This window comes from Polynucleobacter sinensis (assembly GCF_001595985.1).
Taxonomy (GTDB): Bacteria; Pseudomonadota; Gammaproteobacteria; order Burkholderiales; family Burkholderiaceae; genus Polynucleobacter; species Polynucleobacter sinensis.
The window spans coordinates 74,626-97,360 of sequence record NZ_LOJJ01000008.1 but is presented as its reverse complement, the minus strand read 5'-3'; the positions used below and the strand labels follow the sequence as shown (position 1 = coordinate 97,360).

The window sequence follows — 22,735 nt, the reverse complement described above, 5'->3', positions numbered from 1 at the left end:
TCAAATGAACCCTTAATAACTTTTCTTTAAGGCGCCATTTTAGAGGATATCCATCCTTATTACATGAGCTCAGGGAGCTCGACTCCTTCACCACTATTTACTATTGCGCGATAGAACCCAGGCGTTTTTGCCCTGTTTCTTTGCCTCATACATGGCGGCATCTGCATGTGCCAATAAGTCTTCCATCGGAGCATCATCATCTGGATAGATGGTCACCCCAATGCTCGCGCTAACGGAAACATTTTTACCGCTAATCATGAATGGAGATGCTAGGAGCTCCAAAATTCGCTTTAACAAAATTTCTAACTGCTCTTTATTCTTAATGCCGCCCAAAATAAGAACAAACTCATCCCCACCCAAACGAATCACCGAGTCACTATCTCGAACAGCCTTTTTCATCCTGGCCGCAGCAGCAACTAGAAGACCATCGCCAGAAGAATGGCCCATACGATCATTTACCCCCTTAAAACCATCTAAATCCAGAAAGCAAATAGCTAGTAAATCTGAATCTAACTTCGCAACCGCCATTGCACTTTCTACGAGGTCATTTAGAGAAAGTCGATTAGGTAATTTTGTTAGTGAATCAAAATAGGCCGCGTTGTGTAATTGCCCATTACTATTAATAAGGCGTAATTCTTCTTCTTGGGTCTTTTGCTTGGCCCGATAGAACAACATGATTGCGATACCAAAAAGACCAAAAAATAAGATTGATACCGATAAGAGAATATTCATCCGCAAGTTATTGAGTAAGGCATCGTCAACATTGATAAATGTTTTCATCCGAATCCAACCCAGCGGAATCCCAGAGTCCACCTTGTACCAAAGTATGGATACTTGACCACTCTTCTCAACCTGAAATTGCCCCTTAAAATTCTTTGGCAGATCAATACTGGCGATGGAGAAATTAGAAGTCACCGGCCCCGCCAAGCTCTTACGCTCCAAGTAAGCAAGTACAGTGCCGTTCAAATCAGTAACCATGACTGATTCGACACTTTCATTGCCCATGATCTGGCGCAAATCACTCTCAAGCTGAGCATACTCTCGAGTCACAATCAAATCACTAATCGCTAACGCCAAACCCTTACCAAGAGCGACCTCTCTTCGCTCTTGAGTAATTCGAATGAGTTGATTCGTGTTGTAATAAGTCCAAATACTGCTCGCAGAAATGAGAACGACTGCGAGCAAAGAGAACCACGCAATGAATTTGCTAAAGATTGAGTGCGCAGAGGTGGATTGTGGCTTACTCCGCACTCTTCACCACAAATTTCTCTAAACTCAAAGCCTCTAATGGCTGATAATTTGTCTTATAGCTCACTAATATTGGTTTTGCGAGCTGCACCCCTTTTAAGAGGTCAGCTCCACTACTGGATTTATCCATTGCGAGAAAAGCATCTTGAACACGCTTGCGGACTGCCTCAGAAACACGGGCATTTGCAGAAAAAGGGTGTGATGTATAGCGCTTCGTCTCCATTAAGGTCCGCAACTCTGACTTTAATTCTGGCGGCTCAGACATCAACGTGCTTTGAATGCCTCCACCAGCAGCAGCATCACCACGGATAACCGATCGATAAACATTGCTATGTGTCTTCACATAAACCGGCTCAATGGGAACACCATCTTTTGCGAGGGTTGCCCGAATGAGCAAGGATGCAGCAAAAGCATTAGGCGCTGGGAAGGCGACGCGCGCACCACCCAACTCTCTTAGATCATTTATGCGACTATCTTTTTGGACAGCTAATATTCCAAAAATAGGATCACCACTAGCCACCAAGGGAATATATTGATGATTACGCCACTTCATTACAGCATGATAGGGATTCATGTAAGCAAAATCTGGCTTACCCGCAAGTAAATCCCCTTCAAATTGGGGGATGCTAGTAGGAACAATTAAGTCAAAGCACTGTTGAGTTTCTTTACCCACTTGCTCAAGCACCGCAGACCAGCGTGTATATATTTGTGTGGCAGTGAATTGGGGAACGATATAAACTTTGAGCGATTTTGTTGCAGCTTGATCACCCAAACACGTAGCTTGCGCAGTGATCGTACTGAGATAGATAACGCACCCGATGATCGGCTTGAAAACTTTTTTATAGAATTTCATGAGTAGCAAATAAAGTTTTCATTAATTCAATTTTATCTAATATTTAGTAAGTCTATTAAAAATATAATAATTAAAAACCTTAATTGGCGAATTCTAGAAGGGGCTATTAACCCAAGAGAAACCATAGGAATACCCTATGGAATAAATTTGTAGTAGTTTTCTACTCCACTGATAGCTTAATTCCACCGCGACATCGATTTAAAAATATAAAATCAAGCCATATAAAAAAATATTGCTAATAAGTAATTTTAAGAAATCAATGTTCTACAACCACCCCCTACTATTAGTAGCCGATTTATTACTTGTCGTGATCATGACAGGTTTTGTTTTTGTCACATGGCACTTCAATAAGCAATTCAAAGGTATGCGTGAGTGGTTCTTAGCATTTACTTTTGCATCGAGCAATATGGCGATTTTTATTTTGCGGCCACCCATCCCACAGCCAGGCATTTACATCATCCTTCAGACATTGCTAATGTTCACGGGCTTATTTGCTTTGGATGGATGCTGGCGCTATATTGGGAAAAAAATTAATATTGGCAAAGTATTTATTTTTGCCATCGTCCCAGTCCTTGTAATTTCAACCTATTACGCAGAAGTCCGACCCAATCTTCAAGCAGGATTCTTAATTACCAGCCTAGTGACTGGATGTTTTTTTATTATTGGGGGCTTCAGTCTACGTAGGGGTGGGTTTAAAGCACACCCCATTCGATACGCTCTTTCAGCTGCCATTCTCTTGCATGGAATATTCATGATTGGCAGGCCCCTGCTCTTTGTTCCAGGAATAGAGGCTATTCTCAAAAATCTACTTTCCATTAGCGGATTTGAGCTAATCCTTTTTCAGCAAATCATCTTTACCCCAATCCTCGCATTAAGCATCATTTTGCTGGTAAATGAAGATAACGCTCGGCTACTCAAAATACAGGCTGAATATGACTCACTAACTTGCCTACGTAATCGCGGCTCATTTTTTACCCAGCTTCGCAAAGCAGCCAGCCTTTCATCACGCTTAAAAACTCCATTAACACTGCTAGCAATTGATTTGGATCACTTTAAATTAATTAATGATCGATTTGGTCATCAAGCTGGTGATGATGTACTTAAGTCTTTTGCTCAAATTGCAACACAGTGCGTTCGGAATGAAGATAGTATTGGCAGGATGGGTGGTGAAGAGTTCTCAATCTATCTCATGAATACATCAATTGATGCCGCTAAAATTATTGCCGAAAGAATACGAAGCACAATCGAGACCTCTACTGTCAAACTTCCAGATTCAGATATTCAGTACACAGCAAGCATTGGAATTGCTAGTTATGATGAAAAATTGGGGATCGAATCTGCACTAGATAAGGCTGATCGCGCCCTTTATACAGCGAAACAAAACGGTAGAAATCGAGTAGAGCTAGCAAGCTAAAACTAGTCACCGCAATGAATTGCGGAACTTAGTGATCTTGATAAGTCTTAGCAATTTCTCTAAAGCGCTCCTGCTCTTCAAGAAATGCATCGACAATTGCTGGATCAAACTGAATACTGCGTTTTAAAACAATCTCCTCAACCGCACGGTCATGTGACCAAGCGTCCTTGTAAACACGCTTGCTCACTAAGGCATCATACATATCAGCCAATGACATAATTCTAGCTTCAAGTGGAATATTATCGCCGCGTATTCCGCGTGGATAACCAGATCCATCCCATTTTTCATGGTGTCCGCCCGCAATACGAACGGCCTTAATAATGACATCCTCCTCGCTTAGCATATCTTTCTCAAGCGTATTCAGGACAGACTCGCCAATAGTGGTGTGGGTCTTCATAGTCACCCATTCATCATCAGTAAGCGGGCCATTTTTCTTCAAAATATCGTCCGGAATACCAATCTTCCCAATGTCATGCAAAGGCGTCGCCTTAACAAGCAAGTCAATTGATTCGTCTGATAGCTGGTCTAGGTAATGCCCATTTATTCTAAGGCGTAGGGCCAATAACCTCACATAATTTTGGGTGCGAATAATGTGGTTACCAGTTTCATCATCACGCGCTTTAGCCAGTGCATTTAAGGATGATAAAAGTTGTAATTCAGCCTGATCCGCCTTTTTCTTGGCGAGCTCAACCTTCATATCATGGAACTCTTGATTAAATTGCTCTCTTTTACGCTCAGCAATCGACAGGACTAAGCCCGTAAAAAATACGTATCGGAGTATTCCAAATATTAGAAGAAATATAAAGGTGATCGCATTTAATGTTCCACCATCCGATGCAAAACTCACACCATAAAAAATGATGGTGATAAGCCTAATTGCCCACACCAAAGCCCCACAATAAAAGATAATGGCCAGCACAGAAGCCAATTGAATGTTGGACTTCTTGTAAAACTGATTGGCCAAATATCCCCCGTAGAACCCCAATAGGGCACTTACTGAGGCAACTACGAGCGGCTGGTGACGAGGGTCGAGATGCCTGTCTACCAACAACATCACTATGGCGATACAGCAAGCAAATAACAGGCTATTTAAAACTGCCCTCCAGTAGTGGATTATTTTTCCATTCAGACTCACAAGGGAGTAATTAAACAAGACGGCGGCGGCTAGAGTGAGACTATTCGCTGACTTATACGCAATGAAATCTGGCAAGTGCTCCCTAAGGGAAATAGTGGTGACTCCAATACCAATCAAAATAGACGCAGTGGCCCACAGAAGAATGTAAGGCTGACGATCATTCTTGTACTGAATAAATAGTAAGGCAGCTCCCGCGAAAGAGAACATTCCAAAAAAGAGGAACAGTGCGAAGATAACGCTAACCGTCATAGTAATAAAGCGACGCCCCGATTTGAGAGGCCACAATCATGGCCATTGGAATTTGAGTGTACTGCAATTAGAGGCTCAAATATTGCCATACAAGCACCCCACCAAAAAAAACTACCTCAAGACCTCATATCCGTGTTTGATCAAAATCCCCCTTGCCTTCTCGCTCTGCATGAATTGATAAAGGGCTATTGCTCCTTGGGGGGCGCCTTTTATAAGTACCATTCTTTGCTTAATTGGTGCATAAAGCCGATCGTCCAATGGAATAAAGCTTGTCTCTTTAGCGATCTGCGGAGATTTGGCTAAAGAAATCGCAGTAAAGCCTAGATCTGCGGCACCGCTGGCCACAAACATGGTGGCAGCTCCAATGTTATCGCCATAGACTAATTTATCTTTGGCAAGAGTCCACAGACCCTCCGCCTTCATATACTCAATAGCAGCCTTACCATAGGGCGCTAGATCTGGTTTGGCGATGGCGATCTTATTGGCTTTTTTAATGGCGCCCTCTAAGTCAACTTTACTATTGGATAACTGAATACCAGATGAGCTCTTGGTAATGAGCGCAATTTTTCCAAAAGCATATACCTTGCCCTCATCTATTGTTTTGCCACTTTTGTACAGCTCCAATGGAAAATATTCATCAGCAGAGATAAATAGAGAAAATGGCGCACCATTCAGAATCTGAGCGGCAAAGTTTCCAGATGAGCCATAGATCACTCTCAGATCAGATTTTTTCGTCACCCTAAATTCTGTGTATATCTCTGCGAAGGCATCTTTCATATTTGCTGCAACAGCTATAGACGTAGTTTGTCCGCAAGATATTGAAACTTGTACTGTCAACATCATTCCCAAGCAGTATTTGAGTAATTTCAATTTGATGCTCCCTCAATTGACCTACTAAATAGTTGAACCGCCAGCATCAGCAGCAAAGTCCAATGCCTTTTGACTCACAAATACCCTCTCTTGAGCGGTGATCGGATCTGTGAAATGAATTTCTTTTGCTAGCAACTGTAAGGGCTTTGAAAGATCTAAATCGTACTCTTGATATGGAGTCAGAATTGGATAAATCTGGTCATGCAAAATAGGTACTCCCAAAGCATTTAAATGACAACGTAGCTGATGCTTTTTACCGCTACCAGGAATGAGACGATATTTAGCCCAAGGATCCATCATCTCAATCAGCTCGATATATGTATCAGTATTTGATTTACCCTCCACCTCCTGCATTTGCAGAAAATGATCCGACTCTTCCAGCCTGCTTTGATAGGTTAGCGGCAATCTAGGGATGAGATCCTCAGAGTATGGAGCGATAGCTTCGTATACTTTTTTAACAACGCGATCTCGAAAGAGGTTTTGATATCTCGCCCGCTCCTGAGGGTTAATTGAAAACACTACCAATCCCGCAGTATCCCGATCAATTCGATGAATGGGACTTAAGGTTTGTATGCCTGTCTTTTTCTTTAGTCGATTGAGAAGAGTTTGGTGAAGGTAAAGTCCGCTAGGAGTAACTGGTAAAAAATGGGGCTTATCCGCAACCAAGATATGGTCATCTTGATAGAGAATGCGCTCTTCAAAAGGAATCTCTGGCTCACGTGCTAAACGCCTGAAATAAAATAAATGTATATTTGGGAGATAAGCATCGTGAGCAGCAACTGCTTCACCATCTTGCGTGATTACCAAGCCTTGGTCAAAACGGGCCAACCATTCATCCGCCCCAATATGTGGAAAATGAGTAATAAAGAAATCCAATAAAGTGGAATGATTGACACCCGCGGGTAGATATACCCGAGATGCAGATACCCCTTCTGAATTCACTTTCATAGGCCCTAAGCAGCAAGGTTGAGTTAATGTCAGATTATCCACCCCCTTTTGAAAGCCCTCTAAAATGAAGTCTGCACCTTATAAAAACCAGAACATTCATGCTTGAACTCTCAATTTTTGACCTCAGCCTTCTCCTTACCTGCGCACTGATGGCGGGACTGGTTGACTCCATCATTGGTGGGGGCGGCATGATTCAAGTTCCCGCACTATTTGCGGTACTACCAAGCTTTCCCCCCGCGACCCTTCTGTCTATCAATAAATTAGCCTCCAGCGTGGGGACAATTGGTGCAGCCATTCAATATTCGCGAGCCAATAAAAGCCCTTGGGGTCTGGTGATCATTTCTTCTACGGTTGCTTTTTTTGCCTCTGTTGCCGGAGCCTATCTCGTTACTCAATTACCAACCCAATGGCTTCGTAGCGCACTACCATTCCTGTTAATTGCACTCCTCATATTCAACATCAAATCGAATGCGGGATTGATTCATGCCCCCAAACATCAACACCGCAAGCAAAAAGCCATAGCCTCTACTGGGGCTGGAATTATTGGGTTTTATGATGGCTTTCTCGGGCCTGGGGCCGGCGCCTTTTACAAACTCTTTTATACAAGAGTATTAGGGTTTGATTTTCTACGTTCCGCTGCTCCAGCGAAGTTCATGAATATCGCCTCTAACTTAGGCGCATTATGTGTCTTTTTCTTTTTGGGATACTTTGATTGGAAGTTGGGTATTTTGATGGCCATAGCCAATCTAGTGGGCGGTCAAATCGGAACCGGTATTGCTATTAAACGCGGTAACGCCTTTATTCGCAAAGGCTTTTTTATACTGGTAACCATTTTGATATTCAAAACTTTCTACGATGCATTTTTGAAATAATCCACCTCAATCGCAACAGACACCATAAATCCAGCACTTTTTTGGTAGATTTATAGTGATTTTCATAGTAAATTAATAGTAAGCAGTTGCAGTTATTTCACTACAAAAATAGAGGGACAAATGAAAATATTATTACCAGTTGACGGCTCCAAATCTTCGCTCAATGCAGCCAAGTATGTTGGAAAGTTAGCTAAAGATTTACGTAGCAAATGCACAGTGACATTGGTCAGCATCCATGACGATATCGGCCTTGGTCACGTTAAGCAATTTGTCGCAAACAGCGTAATCGATGATTACCTCAGAGAAGTCAGTGAAAAAGAACTGAAGCCCGCCCAGAAGGCATTAGATACTGCTGGCGTAAAACACAATATGGCAATTAAGCGCGGCAATGTTGCCGGTGAAATCATCGCCCTAGCCAATAAAGAAAAGTTTGACCTCATCGTAATGGGCTCAAAAGGTAGAACAGGTATCGTTGATGCGCTTATGGGCTCCGTTGCTCAGAAGGTCAGTAATGCCGCTAAGCAACCTGTTCTTTTGGTTAAATAAGCATCTCTTTAATCGTAAGATTAATCACTAAAGGCCGTCTGATTGACGGCCTTTTTTACAAGGCCATCAATGAGTATTCTGCTTCTCCTGCTAACACCCGGTATTTTTGCCCTCTACTGGCTTGTACGACTACAAATCTGCCTATCAAGAGTGCGCTATCTTGTTGATACATATGGTGTTGATCGCAAAAAGCTCCGCAAACTCTCTTGCAAGGAAATTAAAGCGCTACGCCATTCCATTGAAGACCTCAGAAAGGCGAACGATGCCTTTGGATTAGAGGCCCTCGTCAGACCTTACAGGGCGTAATAACTACTCCTTGGAAAAATAACGCCCCTTAAACCATAGGGCCACCGTTACCAATCCGATCATGATCGGCACTTCCACCAGGGGGCCGATTACTGCTGCAAAGGCAGCTCCAGAGTTAATGCCAAATACAGCAATCGCAACTGCAATCGCTAACTCAAAATTATTACTTGATGCTGTAAAGGACAAAGTGCAGCAACGCTTGTAATCAATCCCCATCTTGCCCGTTACAAAAAATGTGAGCAGGAACATGATGAGAAAAAAGATCAGCAATGGAATTGCAATCGTAAGTACATCCATTGGTAAGCTGAGAATGAGCTTACCCTTCAGACTAAACATCACCACGATCGTAAATAGCAAGGCAATCAAAGTGATCTTTCCAATGCGCGGCACAAATTGCTGGTGATAGCGATCTTTGGAAATACACTTGAGCATCACTACTCGAGTCAAAATTCCTGCAATACAGGGAACACCCAGGTAGATAAAAACACTCTGAGCAATCTGGCTCATACTGACGCTAACCGTAGATGCTGCCAAGCCAAAATATGGCGGCAAAATGGTCAAGAAAAAATAAGCGTAGACACTAAAAAAGAGTACTTGGAAAATAGCATTAAAGGCCACTAATCCCGCAGCGTATTCAGTCGACCCCTTAGCAATGTCATTCCAGACGATCACCATAGCAATACATGGTGCAATGCCAATCAAAATCAATCCAGCCATATATTCAGGCTGATTAGGCACAAAGGTAATTGCTAGAAAAAACATCAATGCCGGTGCAACAAACCAATTCATCAAAAGCGAGATTAGAAAGATCCGCTTATCTTTAAATACATCCGGCAAATCCTCATAGCGCACTTTGGCAAAAGGTGGATACATCATAAGCACTAAGCCAATTGCAATCGGAATATTAGTTGCGCCCACCTGAAAGGAATTAATCAATCCCTCTATTCCTGGGAAAAAATAGCCTAAGCCAATACCAAAGGCCATAGCGGAAAATATCCAAACCGTTAAATAGCGATCTAGAAATGCTAGTTTTTGAGTAACGGTATTCATGCTTTTGTGTGCACCTCTTTAAGACTCATTGAATCCAATTTATCCAAGGACATTGCAGCCAAAATATCTAATCTCTTCTGCAATCCATTCATTACCGCAACGAATGCCGCCTTTTTCTCTATATCGCTACCCTGAACCTGCGACGGATCAGGAAACCCCCAGTGCGCAGTGGCAGGTTGACCTGGCCAAAATGGACATACTTCGCCGGCAGCATTGTCACAAACCGTAATAATAAAATCCATCTTGGGAGCATCTGGATAAGCATACACATCCCAGCTTTTTGACTTGAGCAATGCTCGATCCATCCCCATCTCCACTGCAAGATCTGCTGCAATTGGATTAACCTTGCCGCCAGGAGTTGACCCTGCTGAATACCCTACAAACTTACCGCTTGGGTGGGTTGAGGCTAAAGCCTCACCAAGAATGGAGCGGGCTGAATTATGGGTACATAAAAATAGGATGTTGTATGTTCTCATGCGGTCGTTACTTTGCGAGTCATTTTTGCAGGGCTACAGGACTTACCGCCGCAGCAGTTATCCAATAGGAATGCACTCAAATCCTGAACAAGAGCGGCATTTGGGCGATAGATCAGATTGCGACTTTGGCGCTCCACTAAAAGCAAATTGGCTTGCACCAATTCCTTTAAGTGAAAACTTAGAGTCGCATTCGGAATACCCAATTTCTCAATAATCTGGGTAGGAGTTAATCCCACATCGCCCTTTTGAACAATCAGACGAAAGATATTGAGTCGAGATTCTTGTCCAAGCGCCAAAAAGGCGGAAACAGCATCTGTATTTTTCATATTTCCAATTATATAGAAATGTATGACAGATTCGTGACAAGGTAACTTAAAAAAGGGAGGGAGCCTACCCCTCCGTTAAATTACTTTTTTAACTTACCAAAAGCTTCGGCCATCGCATTATTCATAGGAGGCGTACTACGTCGATCTTCTTGCGGTCTTCTCTCTGGAGATCTTGCAGCGCTTGGGCGATGCGCTCTTTGCTCAGGTTTTGCGCCAGCGCTAGGTTTTGGCGCCTCATCAGAAAGGCGCATAGTCAAAGCGATACGCTTACGCTTCTCATCTACCTCGAGCACCTTGACCCTAACGACCTGCCCTGCTTTAACAACAGTATGAGGGTCCTTCACAAAGGTGTTGGCCAGCGCCGAAATATGAACCAGACCGTCTTGATGAACGCCGATATCCACAAAAGCGCCAAACGCTGCAACGTTAGTCACAACACCTTCTAAAATCATATCGACCTTGAGATCGCTAATCTTCTCTACGCCATCCTTAAATGTCGCCGTTGTAAATTCTGGACGAGGATCACGACCAGGCTTTTCTAACTCTTTAATAATGTCTGTAACAGTTGGCACTCCAAACTGTTCATCAGCATATTTTTCTGGATTTAGACTCTTCAGAATGGATGCATCACCAATCACTTCTTTGACGCCCCGCTTGATATCCTTAAGAATCTTCTCCACCAGGGGATATGACTCTGGATGGACGGCAGATGCATCCAGTGGATCGGAGCCGTTCATGATGCGCAAGAAGCCTGCGGCCTGCTCAAAAGTCTTCTCGCCCAAACGCGGAACACTGCGAAGATCTCCTCTAGTCTGAAATGCGCCATGGCTATCGCGATAAGACACAATCCCTTCGGCAACGGTACTGCTTAGCCCGGAGACTCGAGCCAATAAAGGCGCTGAAGCAGTATTAACATCCACGCCTACTGCATTCACGCAATCCTCAACCACAGCAAGTAAAGACTTTGCTAATTGGGTTTGCATCACATCATGTTGATATTGTCCTACGCCAATAGACTTTGGATCAATCTTGACCAACTCCGCCAATGGATCTTGAAGTCTTCTTGCGATCGATACGGCTCCTCTTAGCGAGACATCCATGCCTGGCAATTCTTTTGAGGCGTACTCAGAAGCTGAATAAACCGATGCGCCCGCTTCTGAGACTACGATCTTGGTGAGCTTGAGCTCAGGCCTGGCCTTGATTAAATCTTGCGCCAATTTATCCGTTTCACGCGATGCCGTTCCATTGCCAATAGAGATCAATGTCGCTTGATGTTTTTCTGCCAATTGCGCCAGGGTATGCAATGAACCATCCCAATCATTTTTAGGTTGATGGGGATAGATGACGGCAGTATCGACCACCTTGCCAGTAGCATCAACTACTGCAACCTTTACTCCAGTACGCATTCCAGGATCGAGTCCAATGGTGACCTTCGGGCCTGCTGGCGCTGCCAACAGGAGATCCTTAAGATTACGAGCAAAGACATTGATTGCCTCTGCCTCAGAGCGTTCGCGTAAAGCGCTCATCAATTCTGATTCCAAATGCATTGAGCATTTAATCCGCCAAGTCCAGCGAACAGTTTCAGCTAACCACTGATCAGCGGGTCGTCCTTCGTTTTTAATCTTAAATTGATTAGCAATACGCGATTCGCATGGATTATGCGGCGCGTCCCACTTCGGCTTTTCCTCTTCAGTGTCAAGTCGCAGATTCACCATCAAGATTTGCTCGCGACGCCCTCTAAATAATGCTAACGCACGATGTGATGGAATCGCCTTAATCGGCTCAGAATAGTCAAAATAGTCGGCAAACTTTTCGCCCTCCTGCTCCTTTCCAGCAATCACTTTTGATTCAACTACACCATGATCTTGCAAATAGGTTCTGAGTGATTGCACTAGAGCGGCATCCTCAGCAAAGCGTTCCATCAATATCTGGCGAGCACCCTCTAAAGCGGCCTTAGTATCAGGCACTCCTGGATTGTCACCTTGATCAGATGTGAAAGGCTCCTTGATGTACTTTGCCGCCTCTACCTCGGGCTCTAACATGGGATTTGCAAGCAAGTCATTTGCCAAAGACTCTAAACCCGCCTCTAAGGCAATCTGCGCCTTAGTACGACGCTTTGGCTTGTAGGGTAGATAGAGATCTTCTAGGCGCGTTTTATCCTCAGCCAACATAATGGATTTGAGAAGCTCTGGCGTCATCTTGCCCTGCTCCTCAATCGAAGCCACAATCGCCTTGCGGCGATCTTCTAACTCTCTCAAATAACTCAAGCGCTCTTCCAAGAGACGCAATTGCGCATCATCTAACCCGCCAGTTGCTTCTTTACGATAGCGAGCAATAAAGGGAACGGTTGCACCCTCATCCATTAAGGCTATAGCAGCTGCTACTTGAGCGGGTTTAGCGGATAACTCTTGGGCAAGGCGTTGTTCAATGGATGGCAGCATGGATATTCTAATGTGATGAAATTGATTGTCTGAATTTATGACTTATATTTTTGGTATTTGATGATCCATATAGATAAAAACCACCCGAAGGTGGCTTTTATCTCAGCTTTGCAGCTGATGAATCACATTACTCGCGCGAAGCCTTCTTACGCTCATGCTCTTTAAGGTAGCGCTTACGAATACGAATACTCTTCGGCGTTACTTCCACCAATTCATCATCATCAATAAACTCGACAGCGTACTCAAGATTCATTGCGATTGGCGTTACCAAGCGAACCGCTTCGTCAGTACCAGATGCGCGAACGTTAGTTAATTGCTTACCTTTAATTGGATTAACCACCAAATCGTTATCACGACTATGGATACCAATCACCATACCTTCATACAAAGGATCGCCAGGGCTCACAAACATACGGCCGCGATCTTGTAATTTCCACAAAGCATAGGCAACAGCTTCACCATCGTCCTGGCTAATCAATACACCGTTATGACGCTCACCCAAGATACCGTCTTTTGCTGGCGCATAAGAATCAAAGGTGTGGCTCATCAAACCGTTACCACGAGTCATCGTCATAAAGTCGCCTTGGAATCCAATCAAGCCGCGCGCAGGAATACGGTACTCAAGACGAGTACGGCCCTTGCCATCACTCACCATATCGAGCAATTCACCTTTACGTTTACCCAAGTCTTCCATAACAGCACCTTGAGTAGTGTCTTCTACGTCAACTGTTAAATTCTCGTACGGCTCCATCTTCACGCCATTTTCCTCATGGAACACTACGCGTGGACGCGAAACTGCTAATTCATAACCTTCGCGGCGCATGGTTTCCACCAAAATGGTGAGATGCAATTCGCCGCGACCTGACACTTCAAATACCGTGTCATCGTCAGTATCTTTAACGCGCAAAGCCATATTAGACTTGAGCTCACGATCTAAACGCTCACGAATCTGACGGCTAGTAACAAATTTACCCTCACGACCAGCCAATGGGCTAGTGTTCACCATGAAGTTCATGGTCAAAGTAGGCTCATCAATCTTGAGCATTGGCAAAGCCTCAGGAGTATCTGGGGCGCAGATGGTTGTACCAATTGCCAAGTCTTCAATACCATTCACCAGTACGATGTCGCCCGCCTGGGCCTCGTCTACCAATTCACGCTCTAAGCCGCGGAACTTCAATACTTGATTAATGCGGCCTTTACGTTGCACACCATCTGGGCCATCCATAAACACCACATCCATGCCAGGCTTAACAGTTCCACGATTAACGCGGCCTACACCAATCTTACCTACGTAAGTGCTGTATTCAATAGAGGTAATTTGCAACTGCAAAGGACCCTCTGGATTGTCATCACGCACTGGAACATGCTTAAGCACTGTGTCAAACAATGGACGCATATCACCTTCACGTACATCATCAGTCAAACCAGCATAACCATTTAAGCCAGATGCATAAACTACTGGGAAATCCAACTGCTCTTCTGTAGCGCCTAACTTATCAAACAATTCAAATGTAGCGTTGATCACGTAGTCACAACGCGCACCTGGACGGTCAACCTTATTAATCACCACGATTGGCTTCAAACCTAAAGCTAAGGCCTTCTTGGTTACAAAGCGAGTTTGTGGCATTGGGCCTTCAACCGCATCAACCAAGAGCAATACACCGTCCACCATGGAGAGCACACGCTCTACTTCGCCGCCGAAGTCAGCATGTCCCGGTGTATCTACGATATTGATGTGCGTGCCGTCATACTCAACCGCACAGTTCTTGGACAAAATAGTAATGCCGCGCTCTTTTTCCAAATCGTTTGAGTCCATGACGCGTTCGGTCATTTTTTCATTTGAGCGGAATGTGCCAGATTGGCGCAAAAGTTGGTCAACCAAAGTAGTTTTACCGTGGTCAACGTGGGCGATGATGGCGATATTACGAAGTGCGCGTTTAGTCATGTGAAGCTTCTGAAGTTAAGAATAGGGTTGATTAAGATGAGTAAATAAATCTGTTAAATAGGTTAATGGGCCGAAGAAATCAAACGCTTGGGGTGCAACACCCCAGAACGCCAATCGCCCGTACCAATAAAATTATGTGGTGCTGCGGTAGCGCGATAAATTCGCACTAAAGCTTCTATTGAAGGTAAGTTGAGTGGAACACGTTGCCCCATCTCAAGGCGCTTTGCCTGCTGCTCATCCACAGTTAAGTGTGGCAGAGTTTGCAAGAGTGCATCAACCGGCAAAATGTAAGAAGAGCTATCTTGTAGACCCTTCTGTATAGAGTCAATCGTAAAAGATTGCTCCAAAGTCAGATGACCTACTTCAGTGCGACGCAAACCCACTAAATGGGCGCCACAGCCCAAAGCCTTACCAAGATCTTCGGCCAAGACGCGGATATAGGTCCCTTTACTACAGCTGACCTCTAAGGTTGCCTCTGGCCAATGAACATGTGTCCAGCGAATCTGGTGAATCGTAATATCTCGTGGGGCGCGCTCTAACTCAACGCCAGCCCGGGCATATTCATATAAGGGCTTACCATCGCGCTTTAGCGCGGAATACATTGGTGGAACTTGGCTGATAGGGCCAGTAAATGCAGGTAATAAAGAATCTAATGCGAGCTTAATGGCCGCCTCGTCTGCGAACGCTGGTAACGGTAACTCTTCAATCACCAGGCCTTCAGCATCACCAGTATCCGTGCGCTGTCCAAATTTCACTTGCGCTACATAAGTCTTATTCGCTTCAAGCAAATCTTGGGAATACTTCGTAGCCTCACCCAAGCAAATTGGCAACAAACCAGTCGCCATTGGATCTAAGGTGCCGGTATGCCCTGCTTTTTCTGCATTGAAAGCACGCTTGACGGCAGTAACCGCCCCTTGCGAGCTCATACCCGCAGGTTTATCAAGCAATACCACTCCGTCGATGCGTACTGACATGAAATTACGCGTTCTCGTCTTTGCGATCACTGTCAACCGCCTGATCGATTAATCGTGACATTTCAATGCCATGCTCAACAGAACTGTCGTAGTGAAAGTGCAAGGTTGGAACGGTGTGAATATGTAAACGCTTAAACAATAAAGAATGTAAATATCCCGCTTTATCTTGGAGCGCCTTCAAAGCGACCTCAGGCTCGGCACCTAAGACTGTAAAGAACACCTTTGCATGCGCCAAGTCTGGTGTGAGTTCGATACTTTGTAGAGTAATCAAACCTAGGCTTGGGCTACGCAATTCACGAGGAATAAGCTCGGCCAGGTCTCGCTGAATTTGATCAGCGAGACGCTGGTTACGATGAGGACTAGTTTTATGCATTAGCTAGAGAACTCTTATAGTGAACGAGCAACTTCAGTCACTTCGAATACTTCTAATTGATCACCCTCTTTGATGTCGTTATAGCCTTTTAATGACAGGCCACATTCAACACCAGCACGAACTTCTTTTGCATCATCCTTAAAGCGCTTCAGAGAATCTAACTCGCCAGTCCAGATCACGACGTTGTCACGCAAGAGGCGAACACTTGAAGTGCGCTTGACGATACCGTCAACCACTAAGCAACCTGCAATTGCACCAACTTTAGATACCAAGAAGACTTGACGGATCTCAACCATACCGGTGATCTCCTCTTTCTTGTCTGGTGTCAACATACCGCTCAATGCCGCTTTCACCTCATCTACCGCGTCATAAATAATGTTGTGATAACGGATGTCTACGCCATTATTTTCAGCCAGCTTACGAGCGGCTGCATCTGCACGAGAGTTAAAGCCAATGATGACTGCTTTAGAAGCAACTGCCAAATTCACGTCAGTCTCAGTAATGCCACCTACCGCCGCATGAACAATCTGCACCTTGACTTCTGGAGTAGATAATTTTTGCAAAGACTGTGACAAAGCTTCTTGTGAACCCTGAACGTCGGCCTTGATGATGAGTGGCAATAACTTCGCCTCAATTGCGCCTTCACCCATATTTTCCATCATGGTTTCAAGCTTGACTGCCTGCTGCTTAGCTAACTTCACATCACGGAACTTACCTTGACGGAACAGAGCAATCTCGCGCGCCTTACGCTCATCAGGCACCACTTGAACCGCCTCACCAGCTGCAGGAACTTCGGATAAACCTTGGATCTCAACAGGAATAGATGGGCCGGCCTCATTACAAGGCTTACCATTCTCATCCAACATCGCGCGCACACGACCGTAACTAGAACCAGCTAACAACATATCACCACGTTTGAGCGTGCCAGATTGAACGAGTACAGTAGCTACCGGACCACGACCTTTATCTAGACGAGCTTCAATGACGAGACCTTGTGCCGGAGCATCCTTAGGAGCCTTGAGCTCAAGAATTTCTGCTTGTAGAAGTACGTTTTCCAACAATGCATCAATACCGTCGCCTGTTTTTGCAGAAACGCCGATAAATGGCACATCGCCACCGTATTCCTCTGGCACAACTTGCTCGGCAACCAACTCAGTTTTAACGCGCTCTAAGTTCGCCTCTGGTTTATCAATCTTATTAATTGCCACAACAATTGGAACACCACCCGCTACCGCATGATGAATCGCTTCTTTTGTTTGTGGCATCACACCATCATCAGCAGCAACTACCAAGATCACGATATCCGTTGCCTTAGCACCGCGAGCACGCATGGCCGTAAAGGCTTCGTGACCCGGAGTATCTAAGAAGGTAATCATGCCACGTGGTGTTTCTACGTGATAGGCGCCAATGTGCTGAGTAATACCGCCGGCTTCGCCAGTAGCTACTTTCGCAGTACGAATCTTATCGAGTAATGAAGTTTTACCGTGATCAACGTGACCCATCACCGTTACCACTGGTGGACGTGGCAATAACTCTGCATCATGACCAGAAGTACCTAGATCTAAATCAGGATCATCTAACTTGGCTGCATGCGCCGTATGACCCATCTCTTCTACGATGATCATCGCAGTATCTTGATCCAAGATTTGGTTAATCGTCACCATCTGACCCATACCCATCAAGAGCTTAATCACTTCAGCACTCTTTACGGCCATTGCGTGAGCTAACTCCGCCACAGTAATGGTTTCAGGAACATGCACATCTCGGACAACAGGCTCTGTAGGAACTTGGAAGTTGGTATCGACGTTAGCTTCAGCGATTTGACGCTGTTTTCTTCTGCCACCACCTGAACGCCAACCACCCACACCACCAGAACTATCTCCACGAGTCTTAAGGCCGCCTGGTTTCTTGGCACCTTCTTCTTGCCAGGTGGAAGAGGTCTCTGCAGACTTGATCGTTTTACCGCCAACCTTAGCTGGGGCCTTCTTCTTGTCGTCCGCACCCTCCGCTTTTGCTGGCTTATGTAATGTGCCTTTTTTCGCTTCTTCAGCAGCAATTTCACTTGGTGCTTTTAGAACGCGAGCGGGAGCGCTCATCATGTCACGAATAGCCAGCGCTTCAGCCTCAGCAGCGGCGCGACGTTTAGTGATATCCGCTAACTGTGCTTTATTGGCATCAGCAACATCTTTCGCAACTTTGTCAGCCTGTGCTTTCTTATCGGCTGCTTTAGCAGCAGCTTGTGCAGCCTCATCTTCAGACTTCACTTCTTTTTCAACTACTGGCTCAGCGACGCTCGCAGCCGCAATCGCCTCAGCCTCTTTTTGACGGGCATCTTCTGCCGCCTTCATCTCCGCTTCTTGGCGAGCCAATAATTCGGCTTGACGAGTCGCTTCAGCTGCACGCTTTTCCAGTTCTTCAGCAGACAGAATTGACTTAGCTGGCGCTGCAGGGACTACTTCTTTAGCAGCTGGAGCTGGATCAGCCTCAGGAGCCTTATCGCCTGCTTTAACCAGCACACGCTTCTTGCGTACCTCAACCTGAACAGTGCGAGTACGACCTGCAGAATCTGCCTGACGAATCTCAGAACTCTCACGCTTGATTAAGGTAATCTTTTTGCGATTACCCGCATCAGTATTGCCATGCGCTTTTTGCAAATGCTCAAGTAGAGCAGTCTTGTCTTTTTCGGTGATGCTATCGTCCTCAGAACTTTTTTCGATACCGGCCGCCTTCAGCTGCTCCAAGAGGTCTGGCGCGGTTCGTTTTAATTCTTTAGCGAGTACTTTTACTGTTGTTGCCATGCACTACTTCCTCTCATGAAGTAAACCAATGTTCGCGCGCTTTCATGATGAGCGTTTTCGCAGTTTCTTCGTCAATTTGTGTCGCCTCAACTAGCTCATCAACAGCCAGTTCAGCTAAGTCGTCACGGGTGTGAACTTGATTGTCAGCAAGCTTGGCAACCAATTCAGTGGTCATCCCCTCAAGGGAGCGTAAATCTTGCGAGACTTCGCCAACACGCTCTTCTTTAGCCAATTCCATGGTTAACAAAGAGTCGCGTGCACGAGTACGCAATTCATTTACAGTGTCTTCATCGAAAGAATCGATTTCCAACATTTCAGATAGCGGCACATAAGCAACCTCTTCCAATGTATTGAAACCTTCTTCAATCAAGATGTCAGCAACTTCTTGGTCAACATCCAATTTATCCATGAACAATTGACGTACCGACGCAGCTTCCTTTTCAGTCTTCTCAGCAGACTCTTCCGGAGTCATGATGTTGATCTGCCAACCAGTCAATTCACTTGCCAAGCGCACATTTTGTCCGCTACGGCCAATGGCGATTGCCAAGTTCTCTTCATCAACCACCACATCCATGGCGTGACGCTCTTCGTCAACTACGATTGAGGAAACCTGGGCTGGGGCCAAAGCGCCAATCACAAATTGCGCTGGATCTTCAGACCACAAGACGATGTCCACCGCCTCACCAGCGACTTCATTTCGAACCGCTGTAACACGTGTGCCACGAACACCAACGCAAGTACCAATTGGATCGATACGCTTGTCATAAGTAATCACAGCAATCTTGGCGCGGATACCAGGATCACGGGCAGCGCCCTTAATCTCTAATAAACCTTGCTCCATTTCTGGAACCTCATTCTCAAACAACTTAATCAAGAAGTCTGGGCAAGTGCGGGATAGTTCAATTTGTGGACCACGAGCCTCACGATCCACTTTGAGAATATAAGCACGCACACGATCACCGGAACGCAGGTTCTCTTTCGGAATCATTTGATCACGACGAAGCAAAGCTTCAACGCGACCAGATTCAATAATCAAACCGTTCTTGTCGGCGCGCTTCACAGTACCAGTCATGACTTTTTCGCCACGCTCAAGGTAATCATTCAAGATCTGCTCACGCTCAGCATCACGAATACGCTGCAAAATCACTTGTTTAGCAGCTTGTGCGCCAATACGACCAAAGGCTAAAGATTCAATTTGCTCTTCGATGTATTCGCCAACTTCCATATCGGGGAATTGCTCTAAAGCTTCAAAATGAAGGATTTCCTTATCCGGCTCTTGCAAACCAGCCTCATCGGGCACAACTAACCAACGGCGGAAGGTTTCGTATTCACCGGTATCGCGATCAATTGATACGCGAATATCAACGTCTTCTGTCGCGTAACGCTTTTTAGTGGCTGATGCCAACGCCATCTCTAGCGCCTCAAACACAATCGCTTGATCAACGTTCTTTTCACGCGCTAAGGCGTCTGCCAACATGAGAACTTCTCGACTCATGACTTTCTTCCTTTGAAATCAATAACAGGGACCAACCGAGTCTTATCGACCTCGGCTAAAGAAAACTCCAATTGAGACTCGGCACCATCGGCGCCTTCAAACAACAAACCAAATTTCGCATCTGGCGAATCCAATTCACCACTTAACAAACCTTGCAACACACCACGAAAATTCTTACGATTGCCAACGGCAACGCGCAACTTCAAATCGACTTCCATGCCGGAGAAACGCTCGAAATCCGCAGCAGTCTTTACCGGACGATCTAATCCTGGAGAGGAAATCTCTAGACGCTCAAAAGGAATGTTCTCCACTGGCAAGGTGTAGCTCAGTTGGTGACTCACTTTTTCGCAATCCAACACAGTAATCAAGCGCTCGTAATCGGGATTTTCAATTGTGACGCGCAGCAAACCACCGGCTTCACGCTCGATATCCACTAGCGTGTAACCTAAGTTTTCTACTTCGGCAGAAATAATCCGCTGGTCTTTCACAACACCCCTTCAATACAAAACGGCAAAAAAAAATGGGCTTCAAAGCCCATATTCTTGAAATTCAGAACAGGCCGACTTACGTTGATCGCAACATCAGTCGGTAACAACTAAAACAGCAGCGAACTGCTGTAAGACCAAAATTATAGCCGATTTAAGGGAAAACTGTTAGAAATCAGAAGCTTTCGCCAGGATTTCGCGGTTTTCTAGGACCCTTGTTGAATGGTTTGCGCCCTTTTGGTGCATTCCGTTTGGGTCCATTTCCTGGGTTTTGAGGGCTTGTAGTCACAAAAGCGGATTGTCCATGGTGAACTTTCTTGCCTTTGCTACGGCCCTGGCCTTGCCCACCTTGACCGCCTTGGCCACCTGCACCCGGTCTTCCGCCTTGAGTACGCCCACGGAAAGGACCACGCCCACCACCTGAATTACCACCGCCACCCTCAGGCCTACCACCACGACCTTGATGGGTTAGGCCATTATGTCCACTGGCCAAAGTCAGAGCGTCGCGAGAGCCCCAGTAAGAAACCGAGGTTTGCATTGGATCTGGCTGGAAATTATCTCCAGAAGCATTATGGCGATCGCGCCCATGACTACCTGAACTTGGTCCGCGTCCTTTGTCCTGTGGCTGCGGAACTTTGAGTCCGGCAGATTTCATCAGGCTGGCAACACCTTCTGGAGATACCTCTTCCCATTTACCGCGCCGTAGACGCGGAGGAAGCAGGAACATGCCATAGCGAGTTCGCAACAAACGAGAAACCGTGTGGCCAACTGCCTCAAACATCCGTCGTACCTCGCGGTTGCGCCCCTCAGTTAAGGCAACGTGATACCAACGATTCGCACCGTCACCACCACCCATTGTCAAACGCAAGAACTTTGCCTGCCCATCATCCAAAGTAATGCCACTCTTTAATTGAGCCATATTCTCCTGGCTCAACTCCCCCAAGATACGGACAGCGTATTCACGCTCAATGCCATAACGAGGATGCATTAAACGATTAGCCAGCTCACCGGATGTAGTAAAGAGCAACAAACCCTCTGTATTGAAATCGAGACGACCAACTGCAATCCAACGACCTTGACGCGGTTTTGGAAGGCGATCAAAAACGGTTGGACGACCTTCTGGATCAGACTGACTCACAATCTCGCCTGAAGGCTTGTGATACATGATGACGCGGGGTGGCTTAGTCTGAATCTTGCGATGAACTTGCTTACCATTAATGCGGACTTGATCAGTTGGGCCAATACGCTGACCAATATGTGCAGGCAAGCCGTTGACTGATACGCGGCCTTGAATAATCAAGTCTTCCATATCACGACGGGAACCCATGCCGACATCAGCTAAGACCTTATGCAACTTTACAGTGTCTTCATCGTCGATGTCATCATCCAAACCATCGAGATCCGACCACACCTCATCGCGCAAACTCAAAGGCAAATCATCTACGTTTGCAAATTGCAAACTACTCATTTCATCTTCGCTTGGCACTTCCGCATCGTCATCATGACGCACGCGTTGAGCACGGCGCTCAGCACCAGTTTGATGAGAGATCTCACTCTCATTTAAACCATCGGGGTTCTTAAGCTCTTCAACTTCAGGCGCATCTAATGCAGCATCAAATTCACCAGAAACTACAGAAGCAAATAAAGCCTCGCTCTCAGCGGGATTGGGTGCAAGTTTCGAGGTTTGATGCCCACCTTCGCGAGAGCCTCCAGACTCACCGCCTTCTCTGCGAGGCCGATCCTTGTTAAATGGGCGCTTCTTATTAAAAGGGTGCTTACCCGCAGCGCCACCAGGGCGACGGGAGCGGCGCTCGCGGCCCTCTGCCTTTGCGCCATCCGCACTGACAGAGGATGTTGGCTCAGAACTACTGGGTTGATCCGATGAGGATGCCATCGGAGGTGAATCGTTTTCGTTAGGACTTGTCATTAAT

Annotated in this window: 20 protein-coding genes; 4 read left to right on the top strand and 16 right to left on the bottom strand. The window is 45.7% G+C overall.

Going from position 1 to position 22,735, the window contains the following annotated elements:
* Nucleotides 1-93 precede the first annotated feature (93 nt).
* Entirely contained in the window at nt 94-1,251 is a 1,158-nt protein-coding gene (locus tag AOB49_RS08700) for a GGDEF domain-containing protein (protein ID WP_062310024.1), read from the bottom strand.
* A complete protein-coding gene (locus AOB49_RS08695; protein ID WP_062310021.1) occupies nt 1,241-2,101 on the bottom strand; it encodes a phosphate/phosphite/phosphonate ABC transporter substrate-binding protein in 861 nt (286 codons plus the stop codon). Before AOB49_RS08695 ends, AOB49_RS08700 begins: the two co-directional genes overlap by 11 nt.
* Before the next feature lie 259 nt (nt 2,102-2,360).
* Here AOB49_RS08695 and AOB49_RS08690 point away from each other — a divergent pair, with 259 nt between their 5' ends.
* Complete coding sequence (locus tag AOB49_RS08690; protein ID WP_062310018.1) at nt 2,361-3,515, top strand: GGDEF domain-containing protein; 1,155 nt, start codon at nt 2,361-2,363, stop codon at nt 3,513-3,515.
* A 28-nt stretch (nt 3,516-3,543) separates the two neighbouring features.
* Here the strand turns inward: AOB49_RS08690 and AOB49_RS08685 are convergent, their stop codons facing one another.
* The 3 genes from AOB49_RS08685 to AOB49_RS08675 form a co-directional block, all read right to left on the bottom strand.
* Nucleotides 3,544-4,899 carry an HD-GYP domain-containing protein gene (locus AOB49_RS08685; RefSeq protein ID WP_082784128.1) on the bottom strand — a complete coding sequence of 452 codons (1,356 nt, stop codon included), beginning with the start codon at nt 4,897-4,899 and terminating at the stop codon, nt 3,544-3,546.
* 111 nt (nt 4,900-5,010) lie between these two features.
* Entirely contained in the window at nt 5,011-5,769 is a 759-nt protein-coding gene (gene modA, locus AOB49_RS08680) for a molybdate ABC transporter substrate-binding protein (RefSeq protein ID WP_062310013.1), read from the bottom strand.
* Between the two features lie 24 nt (nt 5,770-5,793).
* Nucleotides 5,794-6,717: a pseudouridine synthase gene (locus AOB49_RS08675; RefSeq protein WP_062310011.1), complete on the bottom strand. Its 924-nt coding sequence runs from the start codon at nt 6,715-6,717 to the stop codon at nt 5,794-5,796.
* 98 nt (nt 6,718-6,815) lie between these two features.
* Here AOB49_RS08675 and AOB49_RS08670 point away from each other — a divergent pair, with 98 nt between their 5' ends.
* The 3 genes from AOB49_RS08670 to AOB49_RS12090 all read left to right on the top strand — a co-directional run bounded on the left by AOB49_RS08670 (nt 6,816) and on the right by AOB49_RS12090 (nt 8,441).
* The gene (locus AOB49_RS08670; RefSeq protein WP_062310009.1) at nt 6,816-7,589 is read left to right on the top strand and encodes a sulfite exporter TauE/SafE family protein; all 774 of its coding nucleotides are present in this window, start codon (nt 6,816-6,818) and stop codon (nt 7,587-7,589) included.
* Nucleotides 7,590-7,709: 120 nt separating this feature from the next.
* Complete coding sequence (locus AOB49_RS08665) at nt 7,710-8,135, top strand: universal stress protein (protein ID WP_062310006.1); 426 nt, start codon at nt 7,710-7,712, stop codon at nt 8,133-8,135.
* A 69-nt stretch (nt 8,136-8,204) separates the two neighbouring features.
* Nucleotides 8,205-8,441 carry a hypothetical protein gene (locus AOB49_RS12090; RefSeq protein ID WP_156471390.1) on the top strand — a complete coding sequence of 79 codons (237 nt, stop codon included), beginning with the start codon at nt 8,205-8,207 and terminating at the stop codon, nt 8,439-8,441.
* 3 nt (nt 8,442-8,444) lie between these two features.
* On the opposite strand, the gene arsB is transcribed toward AOB49_RS12090, so the two are convergent.
* From arsB to AOB49_RS08610, 11 genes are all read right to left on the bottom strand, one after another.
* Nucleotides 8,445-9,491: an ACR3 family arsenite efflux transporter gene (arsB, locus tag AOB49_RS08660; protein WP_062310003.1), complete on the bottom strand. Its 1,047-nt coding sequence runs from the start codon at nt 9,489-9,491 to the stop codon at nt 8,445-8,447.
* On the bottom strand, nt 9,488-9,967 hold the full coding sequence (locus AOB49_RS08655; RefSeq protein ID WP_062310000.1) for an arsenate reductase ArsC: 480 nt from the start codon (nt 9,965-9,967) through the stop codon (nt 9,488-9,490). Before AOB49_RS08655 ends, arsB begins: the two co-directional genes overlap by 4 nt.
* Nucleotides 9,964-10,293: an ArsR/SmtB family transcription factor gene (locus AOB49_RS08650; protein WP_062309997.1), complete on the bottom strand. Its 330-nt coding sequence runs from the start codon at nt 10,291-10,293 to the stop codon at nt 9,964-9,966. Before AOB49_RS08650 ends, AOB49_RS08655 begins: the two co-directional genes overlap by 4 nt.
* Nucleotides 10,294-10,373: 80 nt before the next feature.
* On the bottom strand, nt 10,374-12,734 hold the full coding sequence (locus AOB49_RS08645; RefSeq protein WP_062309995.1) for a Tex family protein: 2,361 nt from the start codon (nt 12,732-12,734) through the stop codon (nt 10,374-10,376).
* Between the two features lie 127 nt (nt 12,735-12,861).
* Nucleotides 12,862-14,679, bottom strand: coding sequence for a translational GTPase TypA (typA, locus tag AOB49_RS08640; RefSeq protein ID WP_062309992.1), 1,818 nt, complete (start codon nt 14,677-14,679; stop codon nt 12,862-12,864).
* Between the two features lie 62 nt (nt 14,680-14,741).
* Nucleotides 14,742-15,653 carry a tRNA pseudouridine(55) synthase TruB gene (gene truB, locus AOB49_RS08635; RefSeq protein ID WP_062309990.1) on the bottom strand — a complete coding sequence of 304 codons (912 nt, stop codon included), beginning with the start codon at nt 15,651-15,653 and terminating at the stop codon, nt 14,742-14,744.
* Nucleotides 15,654-15,657: 4 nt separating this feature from the next.
* Nucleotides 15,658-16,026, bottom strand: coding sequence for a 30S ribosome-binding factor RbfA (gene rbfA / locus AOB49_RS08630; protein WP_015420788.1), 369 nt, complete (start codon nt 16,024-16,026; stop codon nt 15,658-15,660).
* 14 nt (nt 16,027-16,040) lie between these two features.
* The gene (infB, locus tag AOB49_RS08625) at nt 16,041-18,824 is read right to left on the bottom strand and encodes a translation initiation factor IF-2 (protein WP_062309987.1); all 2,784 of its coding nucleotides are present in this window, start codon (nt 18,822-18,824) and stop codon (nt 16,041-16,043) included.
* Nucleotides 18,825-18,837: 13 nt separating this feature from the next.
* Complete coding sequence (nusA, locus tag AOB49_RS08620; RefSeq protein ID WP_062309985.1) at nt 18,838-20,319, bottom strand: transcription termination factor NusA; 1,482 nt, start codon at nt 20,317-20,319, stop codon at nt 18,838-18,840.
* Nucleotides 20,316-20,807, bottom strand: a complete 492-nt coding sequence (gene rimP / locus AOB49_RS08615) for a ribosome maturation factor RimP (protein ID WP_062309982.1) — start codon at nt 20,805-20,807, stop codon at nt 20,316-20,318. Before rimP ends, nusA begins: the two co-directional genes overlap by 4 nt.
* A 172-nt stretch (nt 20,808-20,979) precedes the next feature.
* On the bottom strand, nt 20,980-22,731 hold the full coding sequence (locus AOB49_RS08610) for a pseudouridine synthase (protein WP_062309980.1): 1,752 nt from the start codon (nt 22,729-22,731) through the stop codon (nt 20,980-20,982).
* Nucleotides 22,732-22,735 lie beyond the last annotated feature (4 nt).